The 13,618-nt window shown below is 37.8% G+C and carries 13 protein-coding genes; 5 read left to right on the plus strand and 8 right to left on the minus strand.

Annotated features, from left to right (window positions below; translation table 11 throughout):
- Positions 1 to 98 precede the first annotated feature (98 nt).
- Both POF52_RS12365 and POF52_RS12370 read left to right on the plus strand, forming a co-directional pair.
- Positions 99 to 323, plus strand: a complete 225-nt coding sequence (locus POF52_RS12365; RefSeq protein ID WP_176584841.1) for a DUF3892 domain-containing protein — start codon at positions 99 to 101, stop codon at positions 321 to 323.
- A gap of 12 nt (positions 324 to 335) precedes the next feature.
- Positions 336 to 482 carry a hypothetical protein gene (locus POF52_RS12370; RefSeq protein WP_013056671.1) on the plus strand — a complete coding sequence of 49 codons (147 nt, stop codon included), beginning with the start codon at positions 336 to 338 and terminating at the stop codon, positions 480 to 482.
- Between the two features lie 303 nt (positions 483 to 785).
- On the opposite strand, the gene POF52_RS12375 is transcribed toward POF52_RS12370, so the two are convergent.
- The 3 genes from POF52_RS12375 to POF52_RS12385 all read right to left on the minus strand — a co-directional run bounded on the left by POF52_RS12375 (position 786) and on the right by POF52_RS12385 (position 3,892).
- Positions 786 to 1,661, minus strand: a complete 876-nt coding sequence (locus POF52_RS12375) for a helix-turn-helix domain-containing protein (RefSeq protein ID WP_014460489.1) — start codon at positions 1,659 to 1,661, stop codon at positions 786 to 788.
- A gap of 393 nt (positions 1,662 to 2,054) precedes the next feature.
- The gene (ribD, locus tag POF52_RS12380) at positions 2,055 to 3,146 is read right to left on the minus strand and encodes a bifunctional diaminohydroxyphosphoribosylaminopyrimidine deaminase/5-amino-6-(5-phosphoribosylamino)uracil reductase RibD (RefSeq protein ID WP_034652772.1); all 1,092 of its coding nucleotides are present in this window, start codon (positions 3,144 to 3,146) and stop codon (positions 2,055 to 2,057) included.
- On the minus strand, positions 3,143 to 3,892 hold the full coding sequence (locus POF52_RS12385; protein WP_271992944.1) for a GTP cyclohydrolase II: 750 nt from the start codon (positions 3,890 to 3,892) through the stop codon (positions 3,143 to 3,145). The genes ribD and POF52_RS12385 overlap by 4 nt, the downstream gene beginning before the upstream one ends.
- A 355-nt stretch (positions 3,893 to 4,247) precedes the next feature.
- Between POF52_RS12385 and POF52_RS12390 the strand changes: the two genes are divergently transcribed.
- Positions 4,248 to 4,571, plus strand: a complete 324-nt coding sequence (locus POF52_RS12390) for a winged helix-turn-helix transcriptional regulator (RefSeq protein WP_014460492.1) — start codon at positions 4,248 to 4,250, stop codon at positions 4,569 to 4,571.
- 118 nt (positions 4,572 to 4,689) lie between these two features.
- Here POF52_RS12390 and POF52_RS12395 read toward each other — a convergent pair whose 3' ends face one another.
- On the minus strand, positions 4,690 to 5,898 hold the full coding sequence (locus tag POF52_RS12395) for an MFS transporter (protein ID WP_271992947.1): 1,209 nt from the start codon (positions 5,896 to 5,898) through the stop codon (positions 4,690 to 4,692).
- Between the two features lie 334 nt (positions 5,899 to 6,232).
- A complete protein-coding gene (locus POF52_RS12400) occupies positions 6,233 to 7,288 on the minus strand; it encodes a tartrate dehydrogenase (RefSeq protein ID WP_016763805.1) in 1,056 nt (351 codons plus the stop codon).
- Between the two features lie 210 nt (positions 7,289 to 7,498).
- On the opposite strand from POF52_RS12400, the gene POF52_RS12405 reads away from it, so the two are divergent.
- Complete coding sequence (locus tag POF52_RS12405) at positions 7,499 to 8,167, plus strand: GntR family transcriptional regulator (protein ID WP_271992950.1); 669 nt, start codon at positions 7,499 to 7,501, stop codon at positions 8,165 to 8,167.
- A gap of 149 nt (positions 8,168 to 8,316) precedes the next feature.
- On the opposite strand, the gene zwf is transcribed toward POF52_RS12405, so the two are convergent.
- Together zwf and POF52_RS12415 are read right to left on the minus strand one after the other, a co-directional pair.
- Positions 8,317 to 9,816, minus strand: a complete 1,500-nt coding sequence (zwf, locus tag POF52_RS12410) for a glucose-6-phosphate dehydrogenase (protein WP_271992952.1) — start codon at positions 9,814 to 9,816, stop codon at positions 8,317 to 8,319.
- A gap of 125 nt (positions 9,817 to 9,941) precedes the next feature.
- The gene (locus tag POF52_RS12415) at positions 9,942 to 10,853 is read right to left on the minus strand and encodes an AEC family transporter (protein WP_271992955.1); all 912 of its coding nucleotides are present in this window, start codon (positions 10,851 to 10,853) and stop codon (positions 9,942 to 9,944) included.
- A gap of 292 nt (positions 10,854 to 11,145) precedes the next feature.
- Between POF52_RS12415 and POF52_RS12420 the strand changes: the two genes are divergently transcribed.
- Positions 11,146 to 12,663 carry an alpha/beta hydrolase gene (locus tag POF52_RS12420; protein WP_271992957.1) on the plus strand — a complete coding sequence of 506 codons (1,518 nt, stop codon included), beginning with the start codon at positions 11,146 to 11,148 and terminating at the stop codon, positions 12,661 to 12,663.
- A gap of 213 nt (positions 12,664 to 12,876) precedes the next feature.
- Here the strand turns inward: POF52_RS12420 and POF52_RS12425 are convergent, their stop codons facing one another.
- Positions 12,877 to 13,566 carry a DUF421 domain-containing protein gene (locus tag POF52_RS12425; RefSeq protein ID WP_271993117.1) on the minus strand — a complete coding sequence of 230 codons (690 nt, stop codon included), beginning with the start codon at positions 13,564 to 13,566 and terminating at the stop codon, positions 12,877 to 12,879.
- Positions 13,567 to 13,618: the final 52 nt, after the last annotated feature.

Here is a 13,618-nt window from a genome sequence, read left to right on the forward strand (position 1 = left end):
TCCCCTTTGTACTCTTTTCTTTACCTTATCACTTTTGGCAATGAATAAAAACGACTATTTCAGCAACCATATAGATGTAAAGGAAGGTGTTTATTTGTATGAAAGAACGTTTCGTTGCGGTACGTAAAAATGCAGACGGTGACCTCTTAGAATTCCAAACGGCTTCAGGAGCTGTTTTAACCTATGAAGCAGCGTTAAAGAAAGTAGAAGCCGGAGACGTTGAGCATGTGAGTACCTTTATAGGGAAAGACGGCGGTACGTATATTCGCAGTATTCCTGACCATGACAAAACAAATAACTTGGATGCATTGCCATCATTTTAAAGGAGAATGAAGATGACAAAAAAGAATAATAAAGGAAGCGCTAATCAAAGTAACCCAAAAACGCAGCACCATCTTGTTGAAATGGGTGAAGAAATTTCAAGCGGGGATAATTCAAAGGGAAACAAACGCAACAAAGATCAGTCAAGTAAAACACAATAAAAAAAGCCGTGCTTCTTAGCACGGCTTTTTTTATTAATGTTGGCTTGGAAGACCTAATGTTGAAAAATCTCCTGTTGCTACGCTTGTTCCAACTGAAGCAACACCTGCTACTAATGTAAACGCTAATGCCATACCGACTAATACTTTTTTCATAATTATTTCCTCCTCTTTCTTTGATTTGACTCTAGTGTATCACAGGATAAAAGTAGATGAATTCCTTTCTATCAGCATTTATCCCCTTAAAACCACGGATTTCCTTCATTTTGATAGAAATTTCTCAAAAATTATAATGATAGGAATATTTTAAACAAATAGAGCTTCAAGTTCTTTTTCTACTAGCTTGACGAATCGCTCATTTCGTTGCAGGGTGAAAATGGTCATAGACTTTTCCATATATTCTTTACCTTGTTCAATTTTACCTAATTTGATCAAACTCTCTCCTGCTTGGTAATGAAGTTCTCCAAATAAATACATTGATTCATTACTAATGCACAAATCGATTCCTCGGTTGCTATATATTAATGATTCATCATAGTTACTCATATCTCCAAGCGTTTTGGCAAGTGCATTTAAAATTCTAATTTTTATATTTTCGTCTTTTGTTTGGGGCAGCTCATTTAAGCTTTTGAGTGCTGTTTGATATGTATCTAGAGCCTGTTCATACTCTTTCTCTTCATAAAGAATAATTCCAATGCTATTTAAAATTTCAATTTCTCTTTCTTTATAAAACGTTGCCGATTGCTTAGTAAGCTCGATCGCTTGGTACATTTTAGACAGCGCATCTTCTTTATTATGATGAATGTAATACACGCAAATACCTTCGTGCCACATTAAAAATTGCTTGTTCAGCGGATTTTGAAACAGCGGACTTTCTTTTTCTTTTACAATGATATTATGAATAGCATCATAATCTCTCTGACGAATATATTGACGAATTAACGATTGAACCGCATCTACGTAATCAAGTCGAGGTGATTCTACACTATCAAAAAAGTAGTTAACATCTACGCCAAGGCGCTTAGAAATTTTATAGAGGGTAATGCTTGATGGATATTCTTCACCGTTTTCAATTTTGCTGATTTGCGCTTGTGTACAAATGTCTCTTGATAATTCTTGTTGTGTCAACCCTGCCATTTTGCGAAGGTCTCTCATAACACTCCCAATTCTATACTCTCTCATCTCTTTTCTCACCCTTACTTTCACATAATATATTCTCTCTATAAACATATAGTGATTTTATTTAGATAGTCAACAGTAAACACGTTAAAAATTTATACAATGTTTTGAAATTGACCATTCCCTATAATAGCAAATTAATCTATAATAGTAAAATAGTGTATTATTTCTCTTCTCTAAAAAATCCTGTAAAAATAATATTGAGACATAACGAAATCAATCCAGTCTACAGATGAACAAATAGGATGAATAAGCTAATATAGATCACCTGTTACACTGCTAAAAGCACCTGCATACATGAAACCTATGTTCACCATAACAGCAAAAAATCCGAACGATAAATCGTTCGGATCTTCCTTCAACTAACATATTTTTGTTCCATTCTCATTCACATTTTTATTTATAAACAGGATATCCAACAAATTTAAAGTCTTTGCCGATTGACGTCACAGAAAGACGCTCCACGTCCACTGCGTCCCACATTTTCTCTACGCCTTTTCCTTCTAGGAAAGTAGGAGCTTCTTTTCCTCCTGAAAGCTTTGGAGCCATATACAGCACCAATTTATCAATTAAACGATTTTCCAAGAATGCGGCATTCACTTCGCCCCCTCCTTCAATTAAAAGAGACGACACAAATTTCTCACCTAGTATAGAAAGCATATCTTCAAGATTTACTTTGTCCTCACCGCTTGTAACAAATACTTCGACGCCTTGCTTTTCGAGCTGTTCTTTTTTTTCTTTTGAATAGCCCTGACTTGTAAATATCCACGTTGGAGCTAAAGAATCCGTTGCTAGCTTAGATTCAAGCGGCATGCGCAGCTTTGAATCCATCACAATACGAATTGGACTGCGGCCGCCTTCAATGCGAGTTGTCAGCTCGGGGTTGTCCTTAATGACCGTATTCACCCCTACTAAGATACCCGCTGTTTCATGACGTAGCTGATGTACATCCAAACGAGCTTCCTCAGACGTAATCCACTTGCTGTGAGAAGAAGCAGTTGCTATTTTACCGTCTAACGTAATCGCTGACTTTAATGAAACAAACGGCTTCTTCGTTACAATATACTTATTGAAGACCTCATTCATTTGACGTGACTCTTCTTCACATACACCTGTTATAACCTCAATGCCTGCGTTTTCTAAAATTTCGACCCCATTACCTGCTACTAAAGGATTGGGGTCTAAAGTTGCTATGACCACTTTTTTTACACCGGCTTCAACTAGCGCTTCAGCACAAGGACCTGTACGTCCGTGGTGTGAACAAGGCTCTAGCGTTACGTAAGCAGTCGCTCCTTTTGCTTGTTCGCCAGCCATTCGCAGCGCGTGAATTTCAGCGTGCGGTTCGCCAGCTTTTAAATGCGTACCAATTCCAACGATTCGATTATCGTTTACAATGACCGATCCTACAAGCGGATTTGGCTCTGTTTGTCCTTTTGTTGATTTTGCGTTTTGTAAAGCTATATTCATATAAAATTCGTGATTAATCAAAGAAGAACCTCCTCTTTTAAATGTCCTGAACGTTTAACTTTAGTATCCAAATACTTTTCATTAAACTGCGATACATCTCCCCAAAGTGGAACGCGCCCTGATAAAAGTGCGCCGTTTTTCTCAAGCGCGATTAGCTTTTTCGGATTATTGGTAATCAGCGTAACCGGTTTTTGGCGCAGCACTTTTAACACGCTGATGGCATCACTATAGCTGCGAGTATCATCTTCAAATCCTAACCCTTCATTCGCTTCTACCGTATCAAATCCGTTTTCTTGAAGAACGTATGCCATTGCTTTGCTGAATAGTCCAATGCCGCGTCCTTCATGATTTGCTAAATAAAATAGCGCTCCGCTCCCATTTTCGACGATCATTTTCATTGATTGTTTTAATTGAAAACCGCAGTCGCAGCGTTTGCTTCCGAATATATCTCCCGTATGGCAGATACTGTGCATACGAATGAGTGCCTCATGCGATTCTTGAAAATCTCCGTACACAAGAACACTAGATTGCTGCATGTCAGCTAAATTAGCTCCTCGCATTTTTCCAATAAGCTCTTCCGTACTTAAAGATCCTTCTTTTACATTATCAGAACGCAACCATGAATACCAACTAAATACTTGTGTCTCGCCATCCAGATTCACAGGAAGCGTAATAGGTCCTACTATATAAATAAAATGGTCTTCATTTTTTACTACGTTAATTTTATCTTTTAAAATTGAAACAACTTTTTGGTTAATCACAGTCATTTCCTCCTCTTATGTGTCTTTCACTTATCTACTATTTTCACATTGTGCTCAATCTCTCACATGAACAATCATTTTTTTAGCACTTCACTACATTTATCTTTTTTAATTGATGTATCAGCTTACTAAAAGTAAGTGACTTTACTTGCTTAAAGTATTATATGACGATACATTTATCTTGTAAAGCTTTTATGCTCTTTTTGTTACTTTTAGTAATTAACTTTTATAATTATATAAATTATATAATCAAAATATAAATACGTAAAGTAATTTATAATCTTTAAGTAATTAAATTACACAACACTAGATAAAATGCTGACTTTGTTTTATAATATAGGAAGAGAATGGAGGTAATAACATGGACGGTTTAGCACTCTGCCCACGTTTTGAAAAGGCTGTTACTATACTAACGAAACGTTGGACGAGTTTGATCATTTTTCAGCTACTTTCCGGCTCACAGCGGTTTTCTCAAATGCAAGAAGCACTTCCAGTAAGCGGAAGGCTCTTATCCGAGCGCTTAAAAGAATTAGAGCATGAAGGAATCGTCATTCGTACGGTTATTCCGGAAACTCCTGTTCGAATCGAGTATTCATTATCCGACAAAGGATTAGCACTAGCGCCGGTAATTCAGGAAATTCAGACATGGTCCAGTGAGTGGATTACAAAAGAAGAAGTGGAATAAAAGAAATCTCTAAAGAAATCAGGAGGGCTTCTATATCGATATGCTCACAGCCGTTTTCTTTAGAGCTCCATAAATAAAAAAGGCATGCTCCCCTTGAGCACGCCTTTTTTTATTTATGTTATTTTCCTAATGATTCATTTTGAGAAATAATGCGCTGTTTCTGGCTTTTTCGGCCGTGCAATACAAGGTATACTGCTATAGCTAAAAGAGCAACAATGGAACAGAAGACATACATTCCTTTATACCCGGCTGCTGTAGATAAAATGCCTAATAAAAAGGACCCTAAACCCATTCCAGAGTCAAAAAACACAAAAAACGTAGCGGTGGCGACACCTCGGCGATGAGGAGAAGCTTTTTTTACAGCAATGGATTGAAAACTTGATGTAATCGTTCCAAAGCCTAATCCAATCAATGCTCCAGCTAATAAAAACACCCAGCTTGTTGTCGCTTGGCTAAGTAAAAAGATACCGATAGCTAAAGATAAAATGGACGGATATACCACGCTGTTTTCTCCGTATTGGTCAAACCATTTTCCAGTAAAAGGTCTAGAAGCTAATAAGCACACCGCGTATACAACAAAGAAAAAGCTTGAAGCTTGCGTAAAGCCCATTTCTTTTGCATAAATAGACACAAACGAAATAACACTTGCATATGAAAAAGCTACCACAAGGCCAGCAACAGAAATAGGCATCGAACGGTATTCAAAAAACGCCGCAAGACCTTTGGCTGGCTGTATTTCATTTGTTGCAGAAGAAGCTTGCACATCAGGTACACGAAGTACTAGACTGCATAATACTGCTAAAACAGAAGATACAACCGCAACAGTAAAGACCGCTGTATGACTCAAAGTATTTGTTAACGTTAAGCCTACAAACGGACCTACTACCATCGCTAAGTTCATAAACGTCGCATAGTACCCCATCCCTTCTCCTTTTCTCTGTTCTGGGATTACATTTGCAACGATTGCTCCTGTAGCAGTTGTGCTCATTCCAAAACCAATACCATGAAGCACACGCAGCAGCAGCAGCGCAGATAATGAGTGAATATTCATATATAAAATAGAACCAATTAAAAAAATAAAGACACCTATTAATAGTACTTTCTTTTGTCCTAATGTTGTCATCCACTTACCGGCTAGCGGTCTGAACACAATACCGGACACTAAAAAGATTGTCACAATTAGCCCTAGGCTTTGTTTACTTGCACGAAGTTCATCTGTTGCAAACAGCGGCAATGTGACAGTTAACATATAAAAAATGACAAAAACAAAAAAGCTGGTCAATGAAACCGCTAAAAAATCTTTTGTCCATAATTTCGATTTCTGCATGATTTTCCTCCTTTTATTTGTTTATTCGTATCTATTTATTAAAACAAACTAAATCATAGTCTAGAAATAATATGTATACGAATTATCTCAACTCAAACTATTATAGGGTTCATATATGTAAGTGTCAACATGTATTTATCGATTTTGATTTCCGTCCAAGGCTTCGCTTTTCGCGGGAATCTTCGCCTTGCCCTCCAACCAACTGCTAGAAAGACCTACACACATGAGACCTACGTTTATCACAAAAAAAACAAACCATGAATCAAACACTTTGATCAATGGTTCGTTTTTCACTTCGTCTAATATTCTTTTGTCCTAGCCTTTTTTAGAACCTTCACTTCTTTAAATGAGAAATAATTTGATCCGTTACTTCACTAGTAGTTGCGCTGCCTCCAACATCTGGTGTAATGATGCCCGATTCTGTCACTTGCTCGATAACCTCTAATAAATGACTGCCTACTTCTTGTTCACCAAAATGATCCAACATCATTTTAGCCGTCCAAATCTGTCCGATTGGGTTTGCAATTCCTTTTCCGACAATATCAGGAGCAGACCCGTGTACCGGTTCAAACATCGAAGGATATTTTCCGTTCACATTAATATTTGCAGCAGGAGCAACGCCAATACTTCCCATAATAGCAGCTCCGATATCTGTTAAAATATCTCCAAATAAATTGCTTGCCACAATGACATCAAAACGACTTGGATTTGTAACGAAAAAAGCCGCCAGCGCATCGATGTGCTGTGAGTCTGTTTCAATATGAGGATAACTCTTGGCAACATCTTGAAACACTTCGTCCCAAAACGGCATGGAATGAACAATTCCATTTGACTTCGTTGCGCTTGTAACTTTTGCTTTTCTTTTAGAAGCTAATTCAAATGCGTAGCGCATCGCTCGTTCTGTTCCTTTTCGAGAAAAAACCGCATTTTGAATAGAAATTTGATCTTCTCCTTGATAAATCCGGCCTCCTACTTCACTGTATTCTCCTTCACTATTTTCACGAACAACAATTAAATCAAAATCGTTTGGGTTCATTAGTGGAGATGCAATGCCTTTTAACCTCTTGGCTGGACGAATATTAATTACCTGCTGAAATTCTCGACGAATCTTAATGAGCAGACCCCATAGCGACACGTGATCTGGCACAAGATTTAAATTTCCTACGGCTCCTAAAAAAATTCCGTCAAAGTGTTGAAGCTGCTTTAGCCCATCTTCCGGCATCATCTGTCCGTACTTCAAATAATAATCACAGCTCCAAGGAAATTCTGTAAATTCAAATTTTAACCCCCCGTGAAGATCTGCAATCGTATGAAGGACCCTAACCGCCTCCGGCACAACTTCTTTTCCTACTCCATCTCCTGGTATGTTCGCTATTTTTAACGTTTTCATCAAAAATCCCCCTGCGTCTTTTTATGTAAAAAAACCTATCGGTCGACCGTCGACTGGTATTATCTATTTGATTATACGTAAAAAGAACGCTTTCATCAAGAAAATTCTGAATATATTCATTCTCTTCAAAAATTCAAAATTATTATGACTCTTATTAACAAGCGTATTATAATTAGGAAATAAATGATTATAAATAAACGAGGTATATCAATGAACAATTTTGATTTACATAAGCCGTTACCATACTATCTTCAATTTTATGAAAAAATTAAGCAAATGATTGTGAACGGTGAATATAAACCGGGCCAGCGAATCAATGAAACCCAGCTAGCTAAAGCATTTGGGGTTAGCCGCTCTCCGATAAGAGAAGCAATGCGTTTATTAGAAAAAGACGGCCTTTTAGTTGCAGAGCAAAAAACAGGCTTTATTGTTTATTCCCTGTCTCCTGAAGACGTAGAAGAAATTTATCAAATTCGTACGGCTTTAGAGTCTTTAGCCATTGAGCTGTGTATTACTCGCGCTTCTGATGAAGAGCTTCTTTTCATTGAGCAGCTGTTAGATAGAACCGCTGAGGAAATAAAGCAAGGTGCCGAGGATTCTCGACTTATTGAGCTAAATGAACATTTTCATCAGCTGATTCTTCAATCCAGTCATAATAAACATCTAAAAAAACAGCTCGATAGCGTAAATGTATTGATTTATTTTTGTCGGGTGCTTAATTTTAAAGGTAAAGGACGCGCTGCTGAGATTTTAGATGAGCATCAGCAAGTGTTCACCTTTATGAAAAAACGCAGTTTAAAAGCTGTTGAACATATGCAAAAACATTTACATCATGACCTTGTTCATTTACAAAAACGATTAAACACCAAAAGCGATTGAGACATAACTAAACTCATTCAATCCAAAGACGAACAAATGAGATACATAAATAAAAAGATCCAAACGATGAATCGAGAGCCTCCATCAAGAATCTCGATTTATCGTTCCGATCTTTCTTCAACGAAAAAAATTTTGTCCTAGCCTCTTTTTTAAATAGGCAAAAACACTCCAGGTGCTTCCCCATGTTCATCGTCATCGAGCCACCACTTAAAGCCTTCTTGTTCAACTAATTCCTGGGCTTCTTCAGGACCTTGTGAACCCGATGGATATTCATAAAGCGGCAGCATGTCAGCTTCAAATGCATCTAATACAGGCTGCACCCACTGCCAAGATAGCTCTACTTCTTTCCAATGAGCAAAAAATGTAGAGTCGCCGATTAATGCGTCGTAAATAATTCGTTCATATGCTTCCGGTACACTTTCTTCTTCTCTTGAAAACGTAATACGAACCGGCTCAATAACACCATTTTTTAATGGATTTTTGCTGTTAAGCTGCAAAGCGACGTTTTCGCTTGGACTAATTTCAATAATAAATAAGTTTGGTGCTACTTTGTCATAAGGAGTTTCGTACAGACCTTTTAAAGAATCTTTAAATTCTACGACGATGCGAGTTGATTTTTCTTTCATTCGTTTGCCCGTTCGAATATAAAAAGGAACGCCTTTCCAAAATGGATTATCAATCCATAAACGTGCTGCCACAAACGTATCATTGTTAGAGTCTGCTTCTACGCCAGGCTCTTCTTTGTATCCTCTAACAGATTTGTGATCGATTTCTCCGCTTCCGTATTGCCCTCGTACAACATCGCGAGCTACTTCTTTCGCTTGAATTTTCCTCAGTGACTCCATTACTTTTTGCTTTTCTTCTAAAATGTTTTCTGAGCAAATTCGTTTTGGAAGATGCATAGCTGTCATCATGAGAACCTGTAGCATATGATTTTGAATCATGTCGCGTATGGCCCCCGTATGATCATAATACCCTGCACGATTTTCAACACCGACTGTTTCACTTGCCGTAATTTGGACATTTGCAATGTGTTTATTATTCCACAGCGATTGCAGCACGGGGTTCGTAAATTCAAGCGCTTCTAAATTTTGCACCATCGGTTTACCTAAATAATGATCAATTCGATAAATTTCTTCTTCTTTAAAAGTACTGGTTAGCTTTTCATTAAGCTCCCTTGCTGAAACAAGATCATGTCCAAACGGCTTTTCAATCATAAGACGCTTCCAGCCGCTGGTTTGATCCAAGCCGCTTTTTTTTATATGCAGAGCAATTACATCGAAGTATTCGGGTGCTACGGACAAATAAAACAAACGATTTCCTTTACTTCCATGAGTTGTTTCTTGCTCATTCACAAGTTTCAGCAGCTGTTCGTAATCTTCTGTTTTGCTTGCGTCTACTGCTTGATAATGAAACAGAGACAAAAAATCTTCTTCGTTACCTCCCATTTTCCGTCTCGAAAAATCGTTTATAGATTGCTTTACACGCTCTTTAAAATCCTCATGAGACATCTGCTCGTACCCCGATCCAATAATAGAAATAGCATCAGGGAACTTTTTGTCTGTAAATAAATTATAAAGAGCGGGAAAGATTTTTCTTTTTGCTAAATCACCCGTTGCGCCAAATAAAACAAAAGTTAAGGACTCCACTTTTTTTCCTCCCGTCAGGTTGTATGTATGATGGATTTTCTCTTCTCCTAGCTTACCTCTGTTTATTTGGGAATATCCTTTTTTCATCAAAAAGGACGCTCACAAGTGTGAGCGTCCTTTGCTATTTACATTAAAATGTTTGTCATTCCCCACAGCAGCAAAAAGCTCAGCAGAATCGTCATATTTGACACGGTGCCGACAAATTTTTGATCGTATTTGAATTCTACTGCGTAAGGTAAAACTGACCCCGCTACCGGTAGAATGAAGCAAACTAAGATTGTATACCGGAACATATCTTCAAATGGAAGCAGGAAAAAAAGCGCCATTCCTACGCCGAGTCCGATTACGTAGCGGATACTTAAAAACATAATAATTTTTTTCAAGTAGCTTTTTTGGAACGAGAAATTTAAATATACGCCTAAAAGCAAAAGAGAGAGCGGCATATTCGCTTTCGAGATAATGCCTGAAACGTCTAATACGTATGATGGTAAATGAATGCCTATAATCGCAAGAAGACAAATGATTACATAGGTAAGAAGCGGCATTGATTTTAATACTTTATATAAAATCTTTTTAAATTCAATGTCAATATTATCTCCTGAGTAGTAGCTGCCAATCACATAGCATAAAACAAAAATAACAAAGGCATTTCCGACATCAAACATACCAAAGTATTTAAGCCCTTCTTTTCCCCAGATACCTTCTACTAGTGGATAAGCAAACATTCCAATATTAAATCCTGGAATCATCATCGTCAGCATGCCTTTCACTTTTCGCTCATCTTTTCGAAAAACAAAAACCCCTACAGCAGCTAACAGCAAGCCATAGACAATTCCAATAACTAATAGTAAGATAAGCGATCCATCAATTTTAATACTGCTGAATGTGACAATAATCAAGCAAGGCATTGTAATATTAAAAATAATTCTGGCTAAAGCTTCCCCGTCTTTTTGCTGAAGGAGGTTTGTTCGTTTTAGTATGTATCCTAATAGAATGATTGTAACGGAATACAAAAACTGACTGTTAAAACTGCTCATAGACCTACTCCCTTGCCCTCTAAGATAAACGTTTTATAGAAACGTTCTTCATATCTTTTATACTTATTTAATCGATTGTTTTACCCTGTCTTTTTTAATCCTTGTTTCATTATAATATAAGCAGCTTAAAAAGAAACTAGAGAATTGGATGCAGTTTACCTGTTTGTTAGACACAAACAGCTTAGAACCAAATGAAAAAACTTTCCTCCAAACTGATTTTAAAACAGGACATTTTTCTTTTTTATGGAATTTATTTAAAAGGTATGTAGTATTTTTATGAGGAGGAAGAAACGTGAAACGAAAAATGATAGCGCTTGCTTTTTCTGCTGCTCTTTGTTTTTCAGCTTCAGGATCTCTTGCTGAAGCTTCTAACAACACAGATGTAATCCCAAATGCTGATCAGTCAGCAGAAACCTATTTTGACGGAGCGAACGGGAATTGGCTCACCACTAAAAACCCCGCTCAATATCAGCAGGCTACGCTCTATGGCAATATTGGGCTTACTCCTTATAACTGGGGGAAACCTGAAGATGGATCGGGCTGGTATCGAATCAATCAGCCCGCTGCGGTCAAAGGAACCCAAGTAAATGGCATTTTTGAAGACGCTCAGTTCGTCATCCGTGTTCCTGATAACTGGAACGGAAAACTTGTAGTAGCCGGCATTCCTGCCACGCGCAACGAAACGTCCACCGATTTATTATTCAGCGATTACGTTCTTAAAAAAGGCTATGCATTTGCAGCCACCGATAAAGGAACGCAAGGAGAAAGTGACCTTAACGATCCTTTTGCTAAAGTAAAAAATGCACTCGCCAACGATGACGACAGCATAGCAGAATGGAATATGCGCTATCGTCAACTGACAAAAGCTGCCCAGCAATACTTGACTACTCATTATTCAGACAAGCTAATCAACCCGTCCAATCGAAAAAATCCTGCAAGCGATTTGATTCGAAACAATCATAAAGTACCGACGTATGCAATTGGCATTTCAAACGGTGGATACGTTGTCAGATACGCACTTGAACATGATGATCCAAAGCAAACAAAAGAGCCTCGTTTATTTGATGGAGGCGTCGATTGGGAAGGCGTATTATGGAGTGCAAAAGCGCCCAATTTAATTAGCTCGCTAACACCTGTTGTCAACAACGCAGAAGAAGCGCTGTACGGAACGGGAAAAGAACAGCAAAAAGCCATTAAACAAATGTATAAAGCAGGTCTTCCAAAAGGATCAGAAAAATTATGGAATTATCATGATCAAGTGTACTGGGCGGTCACATTAAACATTTACCGTGATCACTTTGATCCAACTGCTCCAGGAAGAACAAACTGGCACAACTATTTAAACTTTACTTCAGCAGGTCTACGTGACCGCTCATGGGATTATATCTTTGAAAATTATCGCTATCAAACTCGTCCAAAAAGCGTAAAAGAAAATGTAGCAAAAGTAGAAAATACGGGCGATATTGATGTGCCTCTTATTAGTATGACTGGCTCTCTCGACTCACTTATCTTCCCGTCTATTCACGCGGAAGGCTATGAAAAGCTCGTTAAAAAAGCCGGCAAGGCAAATCTTCATCGCCTTTATACCGTTAAAAACGGAAATCACGTTGACAGCTTAGTATGGAATAAACAAACGGATCCAAATCAAGAGCTTCAGCCCCTGCTTCCATATGCCCATCAATCTTTTGATTTGTTAGTAGACTGGGTGGAAAATAAAAAAGCAGCGCCTGCAAGTAAAGATATTAAAGCACCTCAAAATAACCTTAAAGTAATGGATATAAAATCCGGACAAGAAGTAGATCCACGCTAAGGTTGAAACATAACTAAATGAATCCAACCTAAAGACGAACAAATGAGATACATGAGCTGGACTGCTTATTACACCGCAGTTGATTTCCATGCAACTGCTAGAAGGAACGAAACAAATAAAACTATATTCAACATCACAAAAAACGAACCACTAATCAAACATGTTGATTAATGGTTCGTTTTTCACTTAGGGGAAAATGTTTTTGTCCCATCCTTAGTCTTCATAATAATCAAGATACAGATGACCTGCTGAGTCTGCTTGACCTAAAAATACCTTATCGACTGCAGCACCTTTCTTTTTGAGCTGCTCTTTAACCCACGCTACGCTATATCCCAGCTCATGAACGGCTTCTTTCATTATATTTCCGTCCATGATAATCGTTTGAGGTAATCGTGTCGCCTCTCCTTTTATTAATAAATCTTCTCTCGTAACGTTTTGCTTTTCTTTTTTTAACAGCACGCTTAATTCCCCGTTGGTTTCGAGCATAGCAAAAGCTACGTCTTCTACGTAAAAGATGTCTTTTTTCCGAAGCTGCTCCATGAGCTCATCTACTGTATATTTTTCTTTTTTTACATTTCCCTCAAGAATTTTTCCTTCTTTAATGAGGATCGTTGTTGTCCCTTCCGCCGCTTTTCGAAAGCTTATACTTTTTAACGATACGTTTGATACAAAAATAAGAAACGATGCCCACACTAAAATTGCGACTACCCCGTGACTTGCCTGTAAATCTACATCCATTGAAATTGTTCCTGCAATATCTCCAATTGTAATGCCAACGATATATTCAAAAAAAGAAAGTTTGGATAACTGTTTTTTCCCCAACAGCTTTGTGATAAAAAACAAGCCAAGTAAAATCAGCACTGAACGAAGTACCACTTCCATCCAATGATTCAACGCATGCACCTTCTTTACTAAAATTGATGTATCTTTTATTTTGTGCATATTTATATGGATC

Origin of the sequence: Priestia sp. AB, assembly GCF_028369225.1 — a bacterium.
In the GTDB taxonomy this organism is placed as follows: Bacteria; Bacillota; Bacilli; order Bacillales; family Bacillaceae_H; genus Priestia; species Priestia megaterium.